Source organism: Streptomyces sp. NPDC005435 (assembly GCF_040703155.1).
GTDB lineage: Bacteria > Actinomycetota > Actinomycetes > Streptomycetales > Streptomycetaceae > Streptomyces.
Map to the genome: position 1 here is coordinate 46,826 of NZ_JBEXEQ010000007.1, position 22,033 is coordinate 68,858.

Consider the following 22,033-nt stretch of genomic DNA (forward strand, 5'->3'; position numbering starts at 1 on the left):
GAGGACACCACCATGGCACTGCTCGACCTCCAGGTCCTTGAGTCCGACGACCACACCCTCACCGTCGCCAGCACCGTCAGCCTGCTGTCCTGCGTCTCGGCGGCCAGCGTTCTGCTCTGCCTGTGACCTGACCGGCACCATCCGGCTCCGGGCGGCCTCTCCCCTCACGGGGAGGGGGCGTCCGGGGCCTTCCCGTTCCCCGGCGGCGTTCCGATCGCCGACTCCCTTCATTCCAGGGCGGCTTGACCGCAGAACCCGATCCGCCCCACCCGCTCGACCGAGGCGAGGCCGCAGCCGATGACGACCAGTCCCGACGCCGACGCCACCCGCACCCTGTCCCGCGCCGTACTCCGCCACGGCGCCCCCCGCGCCGCCGCCCTGTTCGTCCTGAGCACCGCCGCGACGGCCGCCGGGCTGCTGCTGCCCGCCGCACTGGGGCGGTCCCTGGACCTGCTGCTGGCCCGCGAGGACGCCACCCGCCCGGTGCTGTGGTGCGCGGGGCTCATCCTGCTGTCGGCCGTGCTGGAGGGCTGCGCGGGTGTCGTGAGCGGCACCCTGGACGCGGGCTCGGCGGCGTGGCTGCGCCGCCGGGTCACCGGGCACGTGCTGGCGCTGGGGCCGCGCGGGGCGGCCCGGTTCGGCGACGGGGACCTGGTGGCCCGGCTCGTCGGCGGCGCCGCCCAGGCGGGTACGGGTCCTGCCGCGCTGGCCGCGCTGCTCGCCGAACTCGCGCTGCCGCTGGGGGCGTTGGTCGCGCTCGGCCTCATCGACTGGCTGCTCGCCGCCGTGTTCCTCACCGGCGCGCCGGTGCTCGCGCTGCTGCTGCGCGCCCTGGCGCGGGACACCTCGGCGTGTGCGGCCGAGTACCAGCGGGAGCAGGGCGTGATCGCGGCCGCGCTGGCGGAGGCGGTCGGGGGCCACCGTACGATCCGCGCGGCGGGCGCCGAGGAGCGGGAGTCGGCGCGGGTGCTGGCCCCGCTGCCCCGGCTCTCCCGCGCGGGCCACGCCATGTGGCGGGTGCAGGGGCGGGCCGCGGCCCGGGCCCTCACCGTGGGCCCGCTGCTGAGCCTGGGCGTGGTCGCGGTGGCCGGACTGCTGCTCGCCCGGCACCGGCTCACGGTGGGCGACGTGCTGGCGGCCTCTCGGTACGCGGCGCTGGCGACCGGGGTCGGTGTGCTGGTCGGCCGGCTGGCCGCGCTGAGCCGGGCGCGGGCGGGCACGGCACGGCTGGCCGAGGTGCTGGGCGAGGCGGAGTTCGCGTACGGCGGGCGACGACTCCGGCCCGGCACAGGCACGTTGGAACTGCGGGGTGTCACCGCCCGCCGGGGCGGCCGCAGCGTCCTCGACGGGGTGGACCTCACGGTGCCCGGCGGCACCACCCTCGCCGTCGTGGGGCGGTCCGGCACCGGCAAGTCGCTGCTCGCCGAGCTCGCCGGGCGGCTGGCCGACCCGGACGCGGGTGCGGTGCTGCTGGACGGCGTGCCGCTGCGCGAGCTGACCCACGACGCGCTGCGCCGCGCGGTCGCCTACGCCTTCGAGCGCCCGGCGCTGTCCGGGACGACCGTCGAGGACGCCCTCGCCTTCGGCCTCGACCGGCCGCCCGCCCACCGGGTCCGCGAGGCCGCCCGCACGGCGTGCGCCGACGCGTTCGTCCGCCGGCTGCCCCACGGCTACGACACCCCGCTCGCACACGCGCCCCGCTCCGGCGGCGAGTCCCAACGCCTGGGCCTCGCGCGGGCGTTCGCACACGGCGGCCGGCTGCTGATCCTGGACGACGCCCTCTCCAGCCTGGACACCGTCACCGAACGCCAGATCTCCCGCTCCCTGCTGTCCCCGGGCGGCCCGACCCGCCTCCTGGTCGCCCACCGGGCCGCGACCGCGGCGGCGGCGGACGCGGTGGCCTGGCTGGACGGGGGACGCGTGCGCGCGGTGGGGCCGCATGCCGAGCTGTGGCGGGAGGCGGAGTACCGGGCGGTGTTCGGCGACGCCCAGGACACGAGTAAATAGCCCTATATATATGGGAGTTGAGCCCCGATGAAGCTGCGGCGGCGGGCGGCCCGGTACGCACGGACCACGTGGCGGGTGCTGGTACGGCTCGGCGCCTGGTCCCTTCTGGAGGCCGGGCAGACCTTCCTGGCCGGGTACGCCCTCGCGCGCGCCCTGGACGCGGGCTTCCTCGCCGGGGACGTCCGCACCGGGCTGCTCTGGCTCGGCGCGGCCGCGGCGGCGGTGGCCGTGGGCGCGGTCGGCACCGGGCGGGTGTACGGCGTGGTGGCCGCGCTGGTCGAGCCGGTGCGGGACCGGCTGGTGACGGGCGTGGTCCGGCGCGGGGTCCGCGAGGCCGACCCGGGCGCGCTCTCGGGGCTGACCCAGCAGGTGGAGATCGCCCGGGACACCCTGGCCGGTCTGGTCCTGGTCTCCCGCTCCTTCCTCTTCACTGCGGCGGGCGCGCTGACCGGCCTGTTCTCCCTGGACCCGCTGCTCCTTGCGGTGGTGCTGCCTCCGCTGCTGGCCGGGGTGGCCCTGTTCGCGGCGACCCTGCGTCCCCTGGCCCACCGCCAGGAGGCGTTCCTGACGGCCGACGAGGCGCTGGCCGGGGAGCTGGGCGCGGTGGGCCCCGGTCTGCGGGACATCACCGCGACCGGAGCCGAGGCCCAGGTCGCGGCCGGCCTCGGCCGCCGTGTCGACGCCGAGCTGAGGGCGGCCCGCTCGCTGGCCCGCTGGAGCCCGGCCCGCGTGGCCGCGCTCGCGCTGGGCGGCGAGGTGCCGGTCCTGCTGCTCCTCGTGTCGGCGCCCTGGCTCCTGCGCCGGGGTGTGACACCGGGCGCGCTCCTCGGCGCGCTCGCCTACGTCGGCCAGTCCCTGTATCCGGCCCTGCAGAACCTGGTGCACGGGCTGGGCACGAGCGGGGCCCGGCTGACGGTCGTACTGCGCCGCCTGGTCCCGCCGGAGCAGCCCGCCCGAACGGTGCGGCCGGCGCCCCCCGAGGCGGCCCCGGAGTCCCGGACTCCCGCCGCCCTCGCCCTCTCGGGTCTCCGCTTCGCCTACGGTCCGGCCAGCGAACCGGTGCTCCAGGGGCTGGACTTGACGCTGCCCGCCGGCGCCCACCTCGCCGTCGTCGGCCCGAGCGGCACCGGGAAGTCCACGCTGACCGCCCTGGTGGCCGGGGTGCTCACGCCGGGCGAGGGCACCGTACGCGTCCACGGCCACCCGGTGCCCGGCCCGGACGCGGCCGCCCGGCGCGTGCTCATCCCGCAGGAGGCGTACGTCCACGGCGGCACCCTCGCCGAGAACCTCACGCTGCACCGCCCGGACCCGGTCCCGGAGGACGAACTCCTCGCCGCCGCCGAGGCGGTGGGCCTGCTCCCGCTGCTGCGCAAGCTGGGCGGTCCGGCCGCGCGCGTCGACCCGGCCGCCCTCTCGGCGGGCGAGCGCCAGCTCGTCGCCCTCACCCGCGCCTACCTCTCCCCCGCCCCGCTGGCCCTGCTGGACGAGGCGACCTGCCACCTCGACGCGGAGGCGGAGGCCCGCGCGGAACGCGCGTTCGCGGCCCGCCCCGGCGGCACCCTGGTCGTCGTCGCGCACCGGATGAGCTCCGCGCGGCGGGCGGATCTCGTCCTGGTGCTGGACGGCCCGCGCACGGTGTGCGGCACGCACGCCGAGCTGCCGGCCGCCTCGCCGCTGTACCGGGACCTCATGGGCGACTGGGCCGGGGCGTCCGACGCGCGGGCGGGCCGGGCGGCGCCGGGAGCGGCCGTCACAGCCACCCCTCCCCCCGCGATATCCGGATGGCGTCGATCCGGTTCCGTGCGCCCGTCTTCCGGGTGATCGCCGCCATGTAGTTCCGGACGGTCCCGTGGGACAGGTGCAGGCTGCGGGCTATCTCGGCGATCGACGCGCCGCCCGCGGCGAGGTCCAGCACGCTCAGCTCCCGGCGGGTCAGCGGGATCTGTGTCGCGCGCAGGAAGCCGAAGCCCAGCGAGGCGTCGATGAAACGTTCCCGCGCGGCCACGTGCCGTATCGCGCGGACCAGGCGCTCCGGGGAGCCCGCCTTGTCGACGAAGCCGAGGGCGCCCGCCTCGGCGGCGCGCTTGAGGAGTCCGGGGCGATGGGCACTGGCGAGGACGACGAGCGCGGGCGGGCGTCCCCCCGTGCCCGGGGGACACAACTCGGCCAGTGGGGGCGCCGCGTGGCCGTCGCCGTATTCGAGATCGGCCGCGCACACGTCCGGGGAGAGCGTGCGCACCTGGTCGGACGCGCCGCGCCACGGCGTGTCGTCCACGTGGAGGCCCGGTTCCCGCCGCAGCCACTCCGCCAGGACCGCCCGTACCAGACACGCGTCGTGCACCAGAAGCACCCGGATCACTCCCGCCCCCTAGGACTCGCCGTACGTCGCTCTGCGCGGCCGGACTGTCACCCTCGGAAGTCGGCCGCGTGCCCATTGTTGGGCGTGGCGGCCCATCTCGTGCGCGGAGATCCGGCCATCACGAGGCGCGGGGGCGCACACGCGGCGCCCGTGTGCCATCGCGTGCTCCGAAACCACGGGCATGGGCCCCGCCCTCGCGGGGTACTCGGTCGCTCCCCCTGCCGGCCGGGCCGCCGCGCAGGTCGGGGACGCCGCCCGGTGACGGCATCCGCCGCGCGCGGGGCGCCTCCCGACAGGCGCCCCGCTCCGCCCGGCCCGGGCGCGCGACCGTACGAGGAGGTGGTCGGGGTGTCCGACACACCGGGGCCGGCGTCCGTGTCCCCGGCGGCCGGACGACCGCTGCTGTCGGTCGCGCTCGCCTCGATGATGGAGGAGGTCGGGGCGCACTCCGGTGCGGTCTATCTGCTGCGGCCCGACGCGCCGGTGCTGGAGATGGCGGTGATGGCGGGGCTGCCCCGCGCCTTCGCGGCGCCCTGGGAGCGGGTCGGGCTGAGCGCGCGGATCCCGGTGGCCCAGGCGGTCCGGGAACGGCGCCTGGTGTGGGTGGGCGGCGCGGAGGAGATGGCGCGCAGGTTCCCGAGGATCGCGGTGGTGCTGCCGTACCCCTTCGCGCTCGCGGCGGTGCCGCTGGCGACGGCGGACCGGGTGCACGGCGTGGTGTTCGTGACCTGGCCCGGCAGCCGTCCGGCGGAGGTGTCCGGCGAGGAGCAGACGCGACTGACGGAGAGCTGCGCGCGGCTGGCCGGGCAGCTGGAGCGGGCCGCCGCCGAGGCCCGGCCGCCCGGCCCCGAGCCGGACCTGCTGGCGGCGCCCGCGCCGGAGGCCGCCGCCGACCCGGACCCGGCGGAGGCGGCCCGGCTGCTGTCCCGGCTGCCGTACGGCCTGGTCTCGATGGACCTGCGGGGCCGTATCGGCTTCCTGAACGCGGCCGCCGCCGAACTCCTCGGCCGCCCCGCCGCCGAACTCCTCGGCACGCCGCCCTGGGTGTCGGTGCCCTGGCTCAACGACCCGGGGTACGAGGACCGTTACCGGGCCGCGCTGCTCAGCCAGCGGCCCACCTCGTTCGTGGCGCTGCGGCCGCCGGACCAGTGGCTGTCCTTCCGGCTGTACCCGAGCACGACCGGGCTGAGCGTGCGCATCACCCGGGTCAAGGTGCTCACCGAGCGGGCGCGCGAGGCGGCGCGGTCGGGCACGCCCCCGCCCCGCCTGGTGACCATCTCCCAACTGCTGAGCCTGACCGGCGCGTTGACCGAGGCGGTGGCGGTACGAGACCTGGTGCGGCTGGTCGCGGACGAGCTGGGGCCCGCCGTCGGCAGCCGGGCGCTGGTACTGCTCGGCTCGCAGGAGGGACGGCTGCGCGTGCTGGGCCACCACGGCTATCCCGACGCGCGCGCGGTGGAGCACTACGACGGCCTGCCGCTGAGCGCGCGCACCCCCGGCACCCAGGCCCTGGACAGCGGGGTGCCCGGCTTCTTCGAGTCGGCGGAACGCCTGGAACGGCTCTACCCCTCGGTCCGCGAGCCCCGGGACGGCTTCGCGGCCTGGGCGTATCTGCCGCTGGTCGCCTCCGGGCGCCCGGTGGGCACCTGCGTGCTGGCGTACGCGGAACCGCACGTCTTCCGGGCCGAGGAGCGCGCGGTGCTGACCAGCCTCGGCGGGCTGATCGCCCAGGCGCTGGAGCGGGCCCTGCTGTACGACGCCAAGCACCGCCTCGCGCACGGCCTCCAGTCGGCGCTGCTGCCGCACAGCCTGACCCCGCCGCCGGGCATCGAGGCGGCGGCGCGCTATCTGCCCGCGACCCGGGGCATGGACATCGGCGGCGACTTCTACGACCTGGTGCCGACCCGGCCGCTCGCGGCGGCGGTGATCGGCGACGTCCAGGGGCACAACGTGACGGCGGCCGCGCTGATGGGCCAGATCCGCACCGGGGTACGGGCGTACACGGCGGTGGGACAGGCGCCCGAGGAGGTGATGGACAGCATCAACCGGCTGCTGCTGGACCTCGGCGCCGATCTGTTCGCGAGCTGTCTGTATCTGCGGCTGGACCCGGCACGCGGACGGGCCGTGATGGCCCGGGCCGGCCATCCCCCGCCGCTGCTGCGCCGCCCGGACGGCCGGGTACGGGTGCTGGACCTGGCCGGGGGTCCGCTGCTCGGGATCGACGCGGGCGCGGTGTATCCGACGACCGAGGTGTCCCTGACTCCCGGTTCGGTGCTCGCCCTCTACACCGACGGGCTGGTGGAGTCGCCGGGCGTGGACATCGAGGACGCGCTGGTGGAACTGGGCGCGGTGTTCGCGGAGGCGGGCGCCGGGCCGCTGGAGGACGTCGCCGACGAGCTGATCCGGCACGGGGCGTCGGGGCGCGAGCGGGTGGACGACGTGGCGGTGCTGCTGCTGCGGGCGAGCGGGGACGGCTGACGGCACCGGACCTCGTGGGGCGGACGGTGCCGGACCTCGTGGGGCGGACAGTGCCGGCCGCGTCATGAAAAGAGGTGGTCCGGCCCTCCCGCCGGAGGGCCGGACCGTCCCCGGCCGGCCGGAACCGCGTGTGAACGGCCGGCCGGGGAGTCATGGCCTCCGGCACCCGCGCGGGTGCCGGAGGGCTGGCGTCGGCTCAGTTGCCGCCGCTGTGGTGGTGACGCGACTTGTGGTGCCGGGCGGTGTCGTCCTGGGCCGCGCCCTGGTCGTCGGCGGCCTGGTCACCGGCGCCCGCCTGGTCGCCCGCCGCGGCGGACGGGTCCGCGGAGCCGCCGACCTCGTCGCCGCCGGCCTGGTCACCGGCACCGGCCTCGTCACCGGCACCCGCCTGGTCACCGGCGCCCGCTTCGTCGCCGGCACCGGCCTGGTCGTCGCCGGTGCCCTGGTCGCCCGCGCCCGCCTGGCCGCCGTCGCCGAGGGTGGCGCCGGTGGCCGCGAGGGCGGTGGTGACCGGCTGGAAGAAGGTCTCGCCGCCGCTGGTGCAGTCGCCGCTGCCGCCGGAGGTCAGGCCGACCGCGCCGCCGTCCTGGGTGAACAGGGAGCCGCCGGAGTCGCCGGGCTCGGCGCAGACGTTGGTCTGGATGAGACCGGTGACGGTGTCCACGCCGTTCGGGTCGGTCTCACTCTGGAAGTTGACCGTGGCGTCCAGGCCGGTCACCTGGCCGTTGTGCAGCCCGGTGGTGGAGCCCATGCGGAAGACGGTGGAGCCGACGGTGGCGTCCTCGGCCTGGGTGATCTGGACCGTCTGGCCGTTGCCCGCGTTGACCTCGCTGGGGGCCTCGGTCGCCGGGTCGTCGTACTTCACGAGTGAGAAGTCGCCGGCGCCGGGGAAGTTCGCCTGGTCCACCGTGGCAATGGGCTGACCGGTCTGCGAGTCGGACCACTCCTTGGCCGCGACTCCGCAGTGACCGGCCGTCAGGAAGGCGGGGCTGCCGTCGGAGGCGGTGACGTTGAAGCCGAGCGAGCAGCGCACATTGCCGCCCTCGACCTGGGAGAAGATCGCGTCGCCGCCGGAGACGAAGGTCTTGAAGGTGCCCGAGGACTTTCTGAGGGTGGCCATGTTCGCGCCGAGGCCGTCCACGGTGGACTCCAGGCGGTCCCACTTGGCGCCGGTGACCGTGCTGTCGGCGCTGACGATCACCTTGTTGGTGCGCGGGTCCACCGCCCAGGCGGTGCCCGGGATGGTGGCCTTGGTCCTCAGCGTCTGCGCGGCGGCCTTGAGTTCGGAGGTGCTGTTGTCGACCTCGCGGACGGCGGCACCGGCCTGCTGGGCGCGCGCCATGGCGTTCTGGTCGCCCCGGGCCACGTTGACGACGAGCTGCTGCTTGCCGTTCTCGTAGTACGCACCGGCGAACGCGGTGCCGAGCTGCTTCTGGAGCTGGGCACTGAGCGTGGAGGCGTCGGTGGCCTTCAGCGTCTTGGCGGTGCCTGCGGCGGCGGTCGCGTCCTTGTCCTGGGACGCCATGGCGTTGGGCAGCAGGAGGGCCGCGGCTCCGAGCGCCACGACACCGCCCGCCGCTATCGCGGCCTTGCGCTTGGGCATTCGCTTGTGACTCAACCTTCTCGACCTCCAGTGGGGGACGGGGGTCTGCCGCTAGGGCAGTCGGATCGGGGGCGCCCGGACGGCCACCAGTACGGGCGGGGCGCGCGCAGCGTTCAACTCCGTTCGCCAACTTCCTTGGAAGCAAAGCGAATCGGCCATCGCACAGGGGGTGTCTGCACCGGCGGTGGGGCCGTACCGCACGGCCGGCGGGTCCGGATCGTCACGCTGGGGCCCCGTCAGGTGACGGTCCGTCCCTCACGTGTACCGGAATCGTTGCTTCAGGGAATCTGCACACCGACTGCCCAAGCGGGTCACCGGAGAGGCCGGATCTGCACATCCGCGCGCTCCCGCGACGCGCCTTTGGAGAGGAGTGCCGGATTCGCCGCCGGAGGAACGCACGAGGGGGTGTGCGACGCGCGCCCGGCCTGTGAAGGAGTGGCCACGACCCGGTGCGCACGCCTGCACCATCGCCCCCCATTACCGACAGAAACGCCTGGTGAGGGGCTTGTTCGGGTGGAAGCGGGCGTGGCGTGCGTGCTTTGATCCATCGCACCGCGGGGACCGCTCGGGGGCTGCCGGAGACGGTGGCCCCCCGGGTGCCCCTGCGGACGCGGCGGTCCATCTGTCCCCCAGAGGGGGCCGCTCTCCCCCCTTGTGAGATATCCATATGAAGGGAAGTTCCACCATGAACTCCACCCCCCAGGTCGAGACTGTCGAGATCTCGGACGCCGAGCTGGACAACGTCTCCGGCGGCCTGTCCGTGAACGCCCTCAACACCGTGACCGGCGCCGTCAACGGCATCGTCCCGGTCTCCGGCGTGGTGGACACCGCCATCGGCACCGTCGAGGGCGTCACCGGCCTGAACACCCAGCCGGTCACCAACCTGGTCGCCGGTCTCTGACCGCACCCGGTTTCACCGAAGTCCCGGAGCCGTCCGCCGGCTCCGGGACTCTCGGGCGTTCCCCGGCGGTTTCCGCGCAGGACCCCGCCGCAGTCTCCGTGCCGTCGTCTCTCCTCGGGTGAGGGAAGTTCCGTGCAGTTCCGCCAACAGGCCCTCGCCAAGCTCCAGTCACCGGAGGAACTCGACCTCCCGGTGCGCCTCGCGCGCCCGCAGGGCTGGCTCGCGCTGGGTGTCACCGTCGTCGTGATGGCGGCCGCCTCCGTGTGGGCCGTCACCGGTTCGGTCACCTCCACGGTCACCGCCCCGGCCATCCTCACGCACGCGCAGGGCAGTTACCTCCTGCAGAGCCCCGTCGCCGGCCAGGTGACGGCCGTGCTCGCGAAGCAGGGCGAACAGCTTCCCGCGAACGCGCCCGTCCTCAAGGTCCGTACCGCGCAAGGCGATGCGCTCATCCGCACGGTCGCGTCCGGACGGATCACCGCGCTCGCGGCGACCATCGGACAGATCATCCGGACCGGCGCGAACGTGGCCGCGGTGGAGAAGGTGGCCCACGCCGGCGACCCGCTCTACGCGACGGTGTACGTGCCCGCCGAGAACGCCGCCGCCGTCCCGGCGCACGCGGAGGTGGACCTGACCGTCTCCTCCGTGCCCGCCGACCGCTACGGCGTGCTGCGCGGCCGGGTGAAGTCGGTGGACCGCACCGCCCAGTCGGCCCAGTCGATCGCCGCGTTCCTCGGCGACACCCAGCTCGGCCGGCAGTTCACCCGCGCGGGCCGCCCGGTCGCCGTGACCGTGAAACTGGAGAAGTCGGCCTCGGCGAAGAGCGGTTACCGCTGGTCCTCCGCCGACGGACCGCCCTTCCGGCTCGACTCCATGACCCTGGCCACCGGTTCGGTCCATCTGGCCGACCAGCGCCCCCTCGATTGGCTGCTCCCGTGACCGTACAGACGGGGCAGGACCCCGACACCCGTAGCCGCAGACGAGCGGCCCCGCCACGCCGCCCGGTCCCCAAGGGCCGTGGCGGCACGGTCCGTACGCCCACCGTGCTCCAGATGGAGGCCGTCGAGTGCGGCGCCGCCTCCCTCGCGATGGTGCTCGGCCACTACGGCCGCCATGTCCCGCTGGAGGAGCTGCGCATCGCGTGCGGTGTCTCCCGCGACGGCTCGCGCGCGAGCAACCTCCTCAAGGCGGCGCGTAGTTACGGGCTGACCGCCAAGGGCATGCAGATGGACCTGGCCGCCCTCGCCGAGGTGCGCGCACCGGCCGTGCTGTTCTGGGAGTTCAACCACTACGTCGTCTACGACGGCATGGGCCGCCGCTTCGGCCGGCGCGGGGTGTACATCAACGACCCCGCCAAGGGCCGCCGTTTCGTGCCCATGGAGGAGTTCGACGGCAGCTTCACCGGTGTGGTGCTCGTCCTCGAACCCGGCGAGGACTTCGCCAAGGGCGGCCGCAAGCCGGGCGTGCTCGGCGCCATGCCCGCCCGGCTGCGCGGCACCGCGGGCACCCTGCCCGCCGCCGTCCTCGCGAGCCTGCTGCTGGTCGCGGTCGGCGCGGCCGTGCCCGCGCTGAGCCGCACGTACATCGACATGTTCCTCATCGGCGGCCGGACCTCGCTGCTCGGCACGCTGTTCGCCTCGATGGGCACCTGCATCGCGCTGACCCTGGTGCTGACCTGGCTCCAGCAGGCCAACCTGCTGCACGGCCGGATCATCTCCTCCACCCTCTCCAGCGCCCGCTTCCTGCGCCATCTGCTCAGGCTGCCGGTCACCTTCTTCTCCCAGCGCTCCCCGGCCGACCTGGTCCAGCGCCTGCAGTCCAACGACCAGGTCGCCGAGACCCTGGCCCGCGACCTCGCGGCGGCGGGCGTGGACGCGATCGTGGTCGTGCTGTACGCGCTCCTCCTCTACACCTACGACCCGCAGCTCACCTTCGTCGGCATCGGCGTGGCCCTGCTGAACATCGTGGCGATGCGGCTGGTCGTACGGCTGCGCGCGACCCGTACGGCGAAGCTGCGCGCGGACACGGCGCGGCTCACCAACACCTCGTACACCGGCCTGCAGCTGATCGAGACGATGAAGGCGACCGGCGGCGAGGACGGCTACTTCCGCAAGTGGGCCGGGCAGCACGCGGCGACGCTGGAGGAGCAGCAGAAGCTCGGGGTGCCGAGCGCGTGGCTCGGGGTGGTGGCGCCGACGCTGGCCACGCTCAACAGCGCGCTCATCCTGTGGATCGGCGGTGTCCGGGCGATCGAGGGGCACATCTCGGTGGGGCTGCTGGTCGCCTTCCAGGCGCTGGTGGCCCGCTTCACCGCCCCGCTCACCCGGCTGAACGGCGTGGCGGGCCGCATCCAGGACTTCGCGGCCGACGTGGCCCGGCTGAAGGACGTGGAGAACTTCCAGGCCGACCCGCTCTACGACCGCCCGGGCGGCGCGGGCGAGTCCACGCGCCGGCTGCGCGGGCACGTCGAGCTGGAGAACGTGACCTTCGGCTACAGCCCGCTCGACAAGCCGCTGCTCACCGGCTTCGACCTGACGGTGGGGCCGGGTCAGCAGGTGGCGCTGGTCGGCGGCTCGGGCAGCGGCAAGTCGACGGTGTCCCGGCTGATCTCGGGGCTGTACTCGCCGTGGGACGGTGTGATCCGGATCGACGACACGCGGCTTGAGGACATTCCGCGCGGCGCGCTCGCCTCCTCGGTCTCCTTCGTGGACCAGGACGTGTTCCTCTTCGAGGGCTCGGTGCGCGACAACGTGGCGCTGTGGGACCGCTCGATCCCGGACGAGGCCGTGGTGGAGGCGCTGCGGGACGCGGCGCTGTACGACGTGGTCATGCGCAGGCCCGGCGGCATCCACAGCCGGGTCGAGCAGGACGGCCGGAACTTCTCCGGCGGCCAGCGTCAACGCCTGGAGATCGCGCGGGCGCTGGTGCGCCGCCCGAGCATCCTCGTCCTGGACGAGGTGACCAGCGCGCTCGACGCGGAGACGGAACTGACCGTGATGGACAACCTGCGCCGGCGCGGCTGTGCCTGTGTGGTGATCGCGCACCGGCTGAGCACGGTCCGCGACAGCGACGAGATCGTGGTCCTCCAGCACGGCACGGTGGTCGAACGCGGCCGCCACGAGGAGCTGGTGGCACGCGGCGGCGCCTACGCGGCGCTGGTCAGGGAGCGATGAGATGACGCAGACGCACGAAGGGGACCTGGTCCTCGGCGCCCTCGGCGCGCTCGGCACCCGGGTGGACTGCGCGGGCTTCGGCCGGCTGGACCTCGAAGGGCCGCAGGTGCTGTGGCTGGTGGCGTCCGGCGCGCTCGACCTGTTCGCGGTGGACGCCGCCCAGCAGGGCCACTGGCACCACCTCGGCCGCCTGGAGGCGGGCGCCCTGCTGCTCGGCCCGGTCGCCGGACCCCAGCACACCCTGGTCGCCCGCCCGGTGCGGGACTGCGTGGTGCACCGGGTGAACCTGCGCGAGCTGTACCAGAGCGCGCGGACCGAGACCTGGTCCTACGACGAGTACGGCAACCCGCAGTACGTACCCCCCGCCACCAGCCCCCTGGAGTACGCCCTCGCACTCGGCGTCGGACGCGGCCTCGCCGTGCTGTTCCAGGCCCCGCTCGCCGAGGACCGCTCCACCGCGCCCTCGGACGACGACGTGTTCTGGACCCAGGTGCCGCCGGGCAGCGTGCAGTACGGCTCGGTGTACGGCGCGGAGGCCGCCGCCGATCTGCTGATGGACCCGGCGCTGTGGCAGACCCTGGTGGACCAGCAGTACCGGCTGCTGACCGCGCTCGACCGGTGGATCGAGCAGCTGGAGCGCCGCCACGAGACGCGGACGGCGGCCGGGATCAAGGCCGGTGAGGCGGTGCGCGCCGAGGCCGACCGGACGTTGCTCGCCTCCATCGGCAAGCGCTCGGCCCGCCGGACCACGGCCGCCGACGCGGACGCCGGATACGCGGCCTGCCGGCTGGTCGCGGAGGCGGCCGGGATCGCCCTGGCCGAGCCCGCGCACAGCGGCACCGAGAGCGAGCGCCTGGACCCGGTGGAGCGTGTCGCGCTCGCCTCCCGGGTGCGCACCCGCGCGGTCCGGCTCGACGGCCACTGGTGGCGGGAGAACGTGGGCCCGTTGGTGGGTCACCGGGCGCTGTCCGGGGCGCCGGTGGCGCTGCTGTGGCGGCGCGGCGGCTATGTCGCCGTCCAGCCCGCGACCGGGCGCGAGACGCCGGTGGAGAAGGCGAACGCGGAGGAGTTCGAGCCGCGCGCGGTGATGTTCTACCGTCCGCTGCCCGAACGGCGCCTCGGCCCGCTCGGCCTGCTCCGCTTCAGTCTGCGCGGCACGCGCGGCGACCTGGCGAACCTGATGCTGGCCGGGCTGGTGACGGTGGCGATCGGCGCGCTGGTGCCGGTGGCCACGGGCAAGGTGCTCGGCGAGTACGTGCCGCAGGCGCGGGAGAACCTGATCGCGCAGGTGTGTCTCGCGGTGATGCTCAGCGGGATCGTCTCGGCGGCGTTCACGCTGCTGGAGAACCTGACGATCCTGCGCCTGGAGGGCCGTATCGAGGCGGCGCTGCAACCGGCCGTGTGGGACCGGCTGTTGAGACTGCCCACCCGGTTCTTCGCGAGCCGCTCGACCGGTGAACTGGCCAGCGCCGCCATGGGTGTCAGCGCGATCCGGCGGCTACTGGCGGGCGTGGGACCGGTAGTTGCCCAGTCGGTCACGGTCGGTGCGATGAACGTCGGGCTGCTCCTCTGGTACAGCGTGCCGATGGCGCTCGCGGCGATCGGGCTGCTGATCGTGATCGGCGCGGTGTTCCTGGGGCTCGGGCTGTGGCAGGTGCGCTGGCAGCGGCGTCTGGTGACACTCGGCAACAAGCTGAACAACCAGGCGTTCCAGACCCTGCGCGGTCTGCCCAAGCTGCGGGTCGCGGCGGCGGAGAACTACGCCTACGCCGCCTGGGCACGGGAGTTCGCACGCAGCCGGGAGCTCCAGCAGAAGGTCGGCCGGATCAAGAACCTCAGCTCGGTGCTGGGCGCGGTCTATCTGCCCGTGTGCACCCTGGTGATGTTCATGCTGCTCGCGGGTCCGGCGAAGGGCGCGATGTCGGCGGCGGCGTTCCTCACCTTCAGCACCTCGGTGACGATGGTGCTGACCTCGGTGACCCAGCTGACCGGCGCGTTCGTCTCGGCGGTCGCGGCGCTGCCGCTGTTCGAGGAGATCCGCCCGGTGCTGGACGCCACCCCCGAGGTGCGCTCGGCCAGCACCCGGCCCGGTGCGCTCACCGGCGCGCTGGAGGCACGGCGGCTGTCCTTCCGGTACGCCGACGACGGCCCGCTGGTCCTGGACGACGTGTCCTTCGCGGTGCGCCCGGGCGAGTTCGTCGCGGTGGTGGGCCCGAGCGGCTGCGGCAAGTCCACGCTGCTGCGCCTGCTCATCGGCTTCGACAAGCCGGTCTCCGGCAGCGTGCTCTACGACGGGCAGGACCTCGCCGCCCTCGACCGGTCGGCGGTGCGGCGCCAGTGCGGGGTGGTGCTCCAGCACGCGCAGCCGTTCAACGGCTCGATCCTGGACGTCATCTGCGGCGCCGAGCCGTACACCCCGGAGGAGGCGATGGCGGCGGCCGAACTCGCCGGGCTCGCCGAGGACATCCAGCGGATGCCGATGGGGCTGCACACGATCGTCGCCGGAAGCGGCGCGGTCTCCGGCGGCCAGCGCCAGCGGCTGATGATCGCCCAGGCGCTGATCCGCCGGCCCCGGGTGCTGTTCTTCGACGAGGCGACCAGCGCGCTGGACAACGAGACCCAGCGCACGGTCATGGAGAGCACCCGCAAGCTGAACGCCACCCGGATCGTCATCGCCCACCGCCTGTCCACCGTCATGGACGCGGACCGGGTGGTGGTGATGGAGGACGGCAAGGTCGTCCAGCAGGGCCCGCCCGCCGAACTCCTCGCGGACACCGGGGGGCGGCTGCACGAACTGGTGCGCAGGCAGCTGGCCTAGGAGCCGGGGTGCCGCGCAAGGCGCAAGAAAACGCCGTGTCCCGGCCAGGGCCCCCCACGGGCCCTGGCCGGGACACGGTTGTGCTTCCGGAGACCGGCGGACGGCCCCACACCGTCCGCCTGCTCCGGCCACGGGATCACGGTCGCTCCGGCCAGGGGCCGCACTCCCCAGTCACGAGCCCGATCCGGCGTCCTGGAGTCCGCGCGATCCCGGTCTAGAACGCGAAGACGCTGCTGTCGAGAGCGTCCTTCGCGCACGAATTGCCGAACGTGCGCTCGTAGGAGACGCGTTGGCCCTGCCACACCCCCTGGACGGTGACGGTGACCGGGTCGTAGAGCCGGGTGCACCACACGTCGTCGCGAGCCTTCAGGGCGGTGAAGTCGCCCTGGAGTCCGCGCAGTTCGGCACAGGCCCGGACGGGGTCCGGGTGGGTGCCGGACGCCGTCGGGGCGCAGCTGAGGGTGACGGCGCGCTCGGGGGCGAGGGTGGCGGCGCTGTCGCCGTGCCCGGTGGTGAGCACCAGCGCCGAGGGCGCGTACAGCGAGGCCGGGGCGGCTGCGGCAGCCCCGGTCAGGGGGCCGCAGACGGCGGCGGCGGTGAGTCCCAGCGCCGCGGTCCAGCGCGCGGTGTTCCGCATCGTGTGCATCCTTCCGCTCGAACAGACGGGGGTGCCGGCCCGGTTCCGTTCGGGTGCCGGGGCGGCGGCCGCCACTCTGCCGAGTCCGCCGCCGGAACACACATCCCACCCATGACTTTCAGTAACCTTGCGTGTTGAATCAGTGGCGAGAAGTCACGGAAATCGAACACGTCGGCCGCTCAACCCCACGGTTCTTGATCTGACTTGACGACTCGATGGCCGAAAACCACCGCCTGCGCAATCGGCCTGAAACATTCCGGCCGTGGCCGCCCGGGCCCCCTTCACGTCCCGTTCGTGACACCTTCACGCTTCCTCGCGTTCGCCCGGGTTTCGGGTGCGTTCCGGGCGCGGCCCGATGGCCGAACCGTCCATCGTGGGGCCCGGAAGATGGATGAAACAGCACCTGGTCCGTTTCCGCCGCCCCGCCGTACCGTCGGCAGATCCCGACCCGGACATCCGCCATCACGCGGCGCAGGAGCCCCCGTTGACCTCACAGCCCGCCGAATCCCCGGCCACGCCGCCGCCCGCCCTCACCGAGGTCGAGCCCTACGGCGTCGAACGCATCCCCGACTCCGAGCGCACCGCGACCGCGCTCGACCTCTTCCGGGTCGCCTTCGGCGGCGCGAACACCTTCTCCACCTGTGTCCTCGGCGCGTTCCCGATCCTGTTCGGGCTCTCCTTCCGGCAGGGCCTCGCCGCGACCGTCCTCGGCGTGGTCGTGGGCGCGCTGATCCTGTGTCCGATGGCCGTGTTCGGCCCGGTGAACGGCACCAACAACGCGGTGGCGTCCTCCGCGCACCTCGGTGTGCACGGCCGGATCGTCGGATCCTTCCTCTCCCTGCTCACCGCGATCGCCTTCTTCTCCATCTCGGTGTGGAGCTCGGGCGACGCCCTGGTGGGCGGCGCGCACCGGCTGTTCGGCCTGGAGCGCGGCACGCTGTCGTACGTCGTGGCGTACGCGCTGTTCGCGGGGCTCGTTCTCGCGGTGTGCGTGTACGGCTTCCGGTTCATGCTCTTCGTCAACAAGATCGCGGTGATGTCGGCGACCGTGCTGTTCCTGCTCGGCGCGATCGCCTTCGCCGGTGACTTCGACCCGTCGTACGCCGGTGTCTTCACGGCCCACGCGGACGCGGCGACCCGGTCGATGTTCTGGCCGTCGTTCATCGGCGCGGCCCTGATCGTGCTGTCCAACCCGGTGTCGTTCGGCGCGTTCCTCGGCGACTGGTCGCGCTACATCCCCGCGTCCACCCCGCACCGCAAGGTGATCGGCGCCGCCTTCCTCTCCCAACTCGCCACGCTGCTGCCCTTCGTGTTCGGCCTGGCGACGGCGAGCATCATCGCGACGAAGGCGCCGGAGTACGTGGACCCGAAGGCGCCGGACTTCGTGGGCGGGCTGCTGGCGATCTCCCCGAGCTGGTTCTTCCTGCCGGTGTGCCTTCTCGCTCTGATCGGCGGCATGTCGACCGGCACCACCTCGCTCTACGGCACGGGCCTGGACTTCTCCTCCGTCTTCCCGAGGCTGTCCCGGGTCCGGGCAACGCTGCTGGTCGGCGCCCTGTCCATCGCGTTCATCTTCATCGGCCGCTTCGGCCTGGACCTCGTACAGTCCATCTCCACCTTCGCCACAATGATCATCACCTGCACCACGCCGTGGATGGTCGTGATGATGCTCGGCTTCTGGACCCGGCGCGGCTGGTACGACCCCGACGCCCTCCAGGTCTTCAACCGCCGTCAGCGCGGCGGCCGTTACTGGTTCGCGCACGGCTGGAACTGGCGCGGGATGACCGCCTGGTGGGTCTCGGCGGTGCTGGGTGTGCTGTTCACCGACATCCCGGGCCAATTCGTGGGCCCACTGGGCGACTTGGCGGGCGGGGTGGACATCAGCCTGCCGCTGTCCCTGGCGGTCGCCGCGCTGCTCTTCCTGGCGCTGCTGTGGCTGTTCCCGGAGCCCCGCGCGGTCTACGGCCCCGAGGGCCCGCGGCTGGCCCGTACGGCGGACACCCCGGTCCCGCCGATCACGGGCGGCGACGGCCCGGCCCTGGTGAGCGAGCCGGCCGCGACGGAACCCACCCGATGACCGAGTGGCTGGACCTCTCGGTCCCCGTGGTCACCGGGATGCCCGTGTATCCCGGTGACCCGGAGGTCACGGTCTCCCCCGCGCTGCGCGCCCCCGCCGACGGCGTCAACGTCCTTTCCCTGCACCTGGGTTCGCAGTCCGGCACCCATGTGGACGCGCCGTACCACATCGACGACGCCTGGCCCCGGCTGGACGAGCTCCCGCTGTCCCGCTTCGCGGGCCGCGCGGTGGTGGCCGACGTACGCGGCCTTGCGCCCCGCTCCCCCGTCACCCCGGAGCTGCTGGCGCCGGCCCTGGGGGCGTCGGCTCCGGGCACGGTCCTCCTCCTGGCCACGGGCTGGTCGGCCCACTGGGGCACGGCCACCTACGCGGACCATCCCTTCCTGACCCCGGCCGCCGCCGAGGCCGTCGTGTCGGCCGGCGTCCGCACGGTGGCGGCGGACGCCCTCAGCGTGGACCCGAGCGGCCCCGCATCCGACCCGGCTCTCCCCGCCCACCGCGTCCTGTGCGGCGCGGGCGGGGTGATCGCCGAGAACCTGACACACCTGGACCGGCTGGTGGGCGTACCCGACGCCGAGGTCTTCCTCTTCCCGCTCCATCTGCCGGGGGCGGACGGAGCGCCGGTGCGGGCGGTGGCGCGGTGGACGGACCGGGCGGGCGCTACGGGCGGCTGAGGGCGCGGGTGATCCCGGCGGCCACCGTGGTCGCGAGGAGCCAGCCGAGGGCGATCAGGAGACAGGACAGCCACGGGTGGAGGCCGGTGGGGTCGAAGGCCCGTCGCACCTCCTGACGTGGGACTCCCGCCCGCCTAGGATCGACGCCGGTCCCCTCGGGGCCGGATGTCCGTGACGGAGTGGAGGGGGCCGGATCATGGCCGGGCAGTGGGCGGATTTCCAGTACGAGATCTACTTGAACGGGATGAGCGGTGCCGTGCCCCGGCTGCCCACCGATCTGACCCGGCTGGAGGAGCTGGCCGAGCACCGGCTCGGCCCCGGGCCCGTGGGGTACGTCGCGGGGAGCGCCGGGGACGGGAGCACGGCGCGGGCCAACCGGGACGCGCTGGAGCGGCTGCGGATCGTGCCCCGGATGCTGCGGGACGTACGCGAACGGGACCTGTCCGTCGAGGTGTTGGGGCGTACGCTGCCCGCGCCGCTGGCCCTCGCTCCCGTCGGGGTGCTGTCGATCATGCACCCGGAGGCGGAGTCCGGTGCCGCCCGTGCCGCCGCCGCGCGGGGCGTGCCGTACATCCTCTCCTCGGCGTCGAGCACGCCGATGGAGGAGGTCGCGGAGGCGATGGGGGACGCCGAGCGCTGGTTCCAGCTGTACTGGGGCAGCGACCGGGAGGTGACGGCCAGTTTCCTCGCCCGCGCGAAGGCGTCCGGGTACGCGGTCCTCGTGGTCACCCTGGACACCCCGCTGCTGTCCTGGCGCCCCCGCGACCTGGACCGGGCCTACCTGCCGTTCCTGCACGGCGTCGGCACCGCCAACTACTTCACCGACCCGGCGTTCCAGGCAGGACTCGCCAAGCCGGTGCACGAGGACCCCGACGCGGCCGTGCTCCGCTTTCTCGGGCTGTTCGGGGACGCCGGACACACCTGGCCGGACCTGGAGTTCCTGCGGGAGCACTGGGACGGCCCGATCGTGCTGAAGGGCATCCTGCACACGGACGACGCCCGGCTCGCCGCCGACGCCGGAATGGACGGGGTGGTGGTCTCCAACCACGGCGGCCGCCAGGTGGCCGGTTCCCTCGCGGCCGCCGACGCGCTGCCCCGCATCGCCGATGCCGTCGGCGACCGCCTCACCGTACTGTTCGACAGCGGCATCCGCACCGGCGACGACGTGTTCAAGGCACTCGCCCTCGGCGCCCGTACGGTACTCCTCGGCCGCCCCTACGCCTACGGCCTCGGCCTGGACGGCCAGGCAGGCGTGGACCACGTGATCCGCTGCCTGCTGGCAGAACTGGACCTCACGCTGGCCCTCTCCGGCCACGCCTCCGTGGCGACGCTGTCCCCGGACTCGCTGACCTGAGCCGAGAAGCCGAGGGCACGGCACCCCCCAGGGGCGCGGGGAACCGCGCGACCAGCCCAACCGAACCGGCACCCGCCAACGGCGAGACCCCCCGTGTTCCCCCGCCCAAGCGCCGCAGACACTACGCCCCCTGGCGCGGCGGCTCCGAAACCCCTGATATGGAGAGCGAGTCGGGACTCGCCGACGGCGTGTCCGCCAGCCAGCGCTGGCCCGCCGAGCGGTCCCGGAAGGCGGCCACGATGTCGGAGCCGGGCCGGGTGTCCGCCGCCGCGAGGGCCAGGGTCCGGTCCCAGCGGGGCAGCAGATCGCCCCGCACCGTGAGGTCGTAGCGCACGTCGTCCGCGCGGTCCGTGCCGGCGTCGGCGCAGGTGCCGAGGATGACGACACCGGGGTCGGCGTGCGAGTCCAGGCACAGCTGGGGGTCGGCGGCGCTGTGCAGCAGCCCGTCGGCGTCGTAGGTCCAGCGCTGGATGTCGTCGCCGGAGCAGAGCGCCAGCGTGGTCGCGGCGCCGTCCCGGGGCTCGCCCTTGACGCTCAGGCAGAGATCGGCGCCGACGTTGCGCAGCCGGAAGGGGTGCCCGGCCGTGGGGACCGCGACGGCGGTGGGCGTCGCTGCGGGCTCGGACGGTGACGCGGCGCCGGACGGCTGCGCGGAGCGGGGGTCGGCGGCGGGCTTGGCACCGGTGGAGGCGACCTGGGAGGCGCCGTCGCGACCACCCGGCCACGCACCGGCGGCGAACACGGTCACGAGGAGTCCGGCGGAGGCGACGCCGACGCCGGTGAGCACCACCTTGGCCGACCAGGCCCCGGCGACGCGGGCGAGCGGACCCTCGCTCCCCCGGCGGCGGCCCGTTCCCTCGCCGGCCCCGGCCGCGGCCCCGCGTCTGCCGCCGCCGCGCCTGCGGCCGCCCGGGCGGCGGGAGGTACCGGGCTCGGCCCCGGCGCCGGAGCGGCCGGGGCGGGAGTCGAGGTAGCGGCGCGCGCCCCAGCCGAGGACGGCCTCGGCGAGCAGGGCGCCGAGCGCCGTGTCGATCTGGCCGAGCTGTTCGGCGGCGTGCCGGCAGTAGGTGCAGGCGGCCAGGTGCCTGCGCACGTCGGGCAGCAGGTCGCCGCCCCGGCGGATCGGCACCTCGAAGAGGCGGTTGTAGTGGCGGCACTCGGCGCTGGGCGCCAGTTCGCGGTGGGCGCGGACGCAGCCCTCGCGGAACCGTTCCCGGGCCTGTTCCAGCGCGGCGGCGGCGCTCGCCCCGTCGAGTCCGAGGAGTACGGCCGGGACGCCGACCGGCTCCGCCTCGACGGCGGTGTGCCACAGCAGGGCCTGCTCCAGCGGGGCCAGGGCGTGGAAGGAGCGCTCGGCCAGGGCGCGGTTCTCGGGCGTCAGCGACTTGGCCGCGCGCATCCCGCGTCCGCCCGCCGGCTTGCCGAGCCCGGGCAGCGCGGCGGTGATCTGATCGGCGGCGGCCCATTCCACGATGGTGTCGCGGACGGTGAGCAGCAGCCGGGGGCGCAGGGCCACGGCGGGCTCGCCGAAGCGGAGCCGGTCGAGCACCTGGTGGAAGGCGGCCGCGGTGACCATGTGGGCGACGGGGCCCGAGGTCGCCAGGCAGATGACCGCGTAGTCGGTGGCGGGCTGCCAGTGACGGGCCATCAGCAGGGCGGCGGAGCGGGACGCCTCCGCGTCGGAACCGGCGCGCAGGGGCGCGGCGAGCGACTCGTCGGACTCACCCGGGTCGCCGCCGTGCGGATACGGGGGCCGGGGAGGGCGGGGGGTGGTCACTTGGGCGGTTTCCTTTGGCGCGTGCGGTGCGTGGGAGCCGGGAGAGCGGACCTCCGGGGTGCGCACGGGAGCGGGAAGTCACCGGCGTCGTCCCCACTCCGGTTCCTCAACTGCCGAAGCGGTCCCGGACCTTACCCCCCGCGCGGGTGTGTCAACCCTCGCACAACTTCTGCAC

16 protein-coding genes are annotated in these 22,033 nt (G+C 74.3%); 11 read left to right on the plus strand and 5 right to left on the minus strand.

From position 1 onward, the window contains the following. Positions 1 to 12 precede the first annotated feature (12 nt). The 3 genes from AB0898_RS10705 (at position 13) to AB0898_RS10715 (ending at position 3,828) form a co-directional block, all read left to right on the plus strand. Positions 13 to 126, plus strand: coding sequence for a SapB/AmfS family lanthipeptide (locus AB0898_RS10705; protein ID WP_018548652.1), 114 nt, complete (start codon positions 13 to 15; stop codon positions 124 to 126). 171 nt (positions 127 to 297) lie between these two features. Then, positions 298 to 2,007: an ABC transporter ATP-binding protein gene (locus AB0898_RS10710; RefSeq protein ID WP_366802518.1), complete on the plus strand. Its 1,710-nt coding sequence runs from the start codon at positions 298 to 300 to the stop codon at positions 2,005 to 2,007. A gap of 27 nt (positions 2,008 to 2,034) precedes the next feature. Further along, the gene (locus tag AB0898_RS10715) at positions 2,035 to 3,828 is read left to right on the plus strand and encodes an ABC transporter ATP-binding protein (protein ID WP_366802519.1); all 1,794 of its coding nucleotides are present in this window, start codon (positions 2,035 to 2,037) and stop codon (positions 3,826 to 3,828) included. Here the strand turns inward: AB0898_RS10715 and AB0898_RS10720 are convergent. Further along, a complete protein-coding gene (locus AB0898_RS10720) occupies positions 3,758 to 4,366 on the minus strand; it encodes a response regulator transcription factor (RefSeq protein WP_161179247.1) in 609 nt (202 codons plus the stop codon). The genes AB0898_RS10715 and AB0898_RS10720 overlap by 71 nt on opposite strands. A 339-nt stretch (positions 4,367 to 4,705) precedes the next feature. Here AB0898_RS10720 and AB0898_RS10725 point away from each other — a divergent pair, with 339 nt between their 5' ends. Next, complete coding sequence (locus tag AB0898_RS10725) at positions 4,706 to 6,844, plus strand: SpoIIE family protein phosphatase (RefSeq protein WP_407078324.1); 2,139 nt, start codon at positions 4,706 to 4,708, stop codon at positions 6,842 to 6,844. A gap of 196 nt (positions 6,845 to 7,040) precedes the next feature. On the opposite strand, the gene AB0898_RS10730 is transcribed toward AB0898_RS10725, so the two are convergent. Further along, entirely contained in the window at positions 7,041 to 8,447 is a 1,407-nt protein-coding gene (locus AB0898_RS10730) for a S1 family peptidase (protein ID WP_366802709.1), read from the minus strand. 685 nt (positions 8,448 to 9,132) lie between these two features. Between AB0898_RS10730 and AB0898_RS10735 the strand changes: the two genes are divergently transcribed. From AB0898_RS10735 to AB0898_RS10750, 4 genes are all read left to right on the plus strand, one after another. Next, positions 9,133 to 9,348, plus strand: coding sequence for a type A2 lantipeptide (locus AB0898_RS10735; RefSeq protein ID WP_161181995.1), 216 nt, complete (start codon positions 9,133 to 9,135; stop codon positions 9,346 to 9,348). 132 nt (positions 9,349 to 9,480) lie between these two features. Next, on the plus strand, positions 9,481 to 10,287 hold the full coding sequence (locus AB0898_RS10740) for an HlyD family efflux transporter periplasmic adaptor subunit (protein ID WP_366802521.1): 807 nt from the start codon (positions 9,481 to 9,483) through the stop codon (positions 10,285 to 10,287). Next, entirely contained in the window at positions 10,284 to 12,521 is a 2,238-nt protein-coding gene (locus AB0898_RS10745; RefSeq protein WP_366802522.1) for an NHLP family bacteriocin export ABC transporter peptidase/permease/ATPase subunit, read from the plus strand. The genes AB0898_RS10740 and AB0898_RS10745 overlap by 4 nt, the downstream gene beginning before the upstream one ends. Position 12,522: 1 nt before the next feature. Next, the gene (locus AB0898_RS10750; RefSeq protein WP_366802523.1) at positions 12,523 to 15,339 is read left to right on the plus strand and encodes an NHLP bacteriocin export ABC transporter permease/ATPase subunit; all 2,817 of its coding nucleotides are present in this window, start codon (positions 12,523 to 12,525) and stop codon (positions 15,337 to 15,339) included. Positions 15,340 to 15,553: 214 nt separating this feature from the next. On the opposite strand, the gene AB0898_RS10755 is transcribed toward AB0898_RS10750, so the two are convergent. Further along, positions 15,554 to 15,976, minus strand: coding sequence for a subtilase-type protease inhibitor (locus AB0898_RS10755; RefSeq protein WP_366802524.1), 423 nt, complete (start codon positions 15,974 to 15,976; stop codon positions 15,554 to 15,556). A 484-nt stretch (positions 15,977 to 16,460) separates the two neighbouring features. On the opposite strand from AB0898_RS10755, the gene AB0898_RS10760 reads away from it, so the two are divergent. Beyond that, entirely contained in the window at positions 16,461 to 18,053 is a 1,593-nt protein-coding gene (locus tag AB0898_RS10760; protein WP_366802525.1) for a cytosine permease, read from the plus strand. Beyond that, complete coding sequence (locus AB0898_RS10765; protein WP_366802526.1) at positions 18,050 to 18,727, plus strand: cyclase family protein; 678 nt, start codon at positions 18,050 to 18,052, stop codon at positions 18,725 to 18,727. The genes AB0898_RS10760 and AB0898_RS10765 overlap by 4 nt, the downstream gene beginning before the upstream one ends. Here the strand turns inward: AB0898_RS10765 and AB0898_RS10770 are convergent. Beyond that, positions 18,714 to 18,836 (minus strand): hypothetical protein, encoded by a 123-nt coding sequence (locus AB0898_RS10770; protein WP_366802527.1) that lies wholly within the window; start codon positions 18,834 to 18,836, stop codon positions 18,714 to 18,716. The two genes, AB0898_RS10765 and AB0898_RS10770, sit on opposite strands and share 14 nt — an antisense overlap. Before the next feature lie 87 nt (positions 18,837 to 18,923). Between AB0898_RS10770 and AB0898_RS10775 the strand changes: the two genes are divergently transcribed. Then, the gene (locus AB0898_RS10775) at positions 18,924 to 20,081 is read left to right on the plus strand and encodes a lactate 2-monooxygenase (protein ID WP_366802528.1); all 1,158 of its coding nucleotides are present in this window, start codon (positions 18,924 to 18,926) and stop codon (positions 20,079 to 20,081) included. A gap of 121 nt (positions 20,082 to 20,202) precedes the next feature. Here AB0898_RS10775 and AB0898_RS10780 read toward each other — a convergent pair whose 3' ends face one another. After that, positions 20,203 to 21,858 (minus strand): RICIN domain-containing protein, encoded by a 1,656-nt coding sequence (locus AB0898_RS10780; RefSeq protein ID WP_366802530.1) that lies wholly within the window; start codon positions 21,856 to 21,858, stop codon positions 20,203 to 20,205. Positions 21,859 to 22,033: the final 175 nt, after the last annotated feature.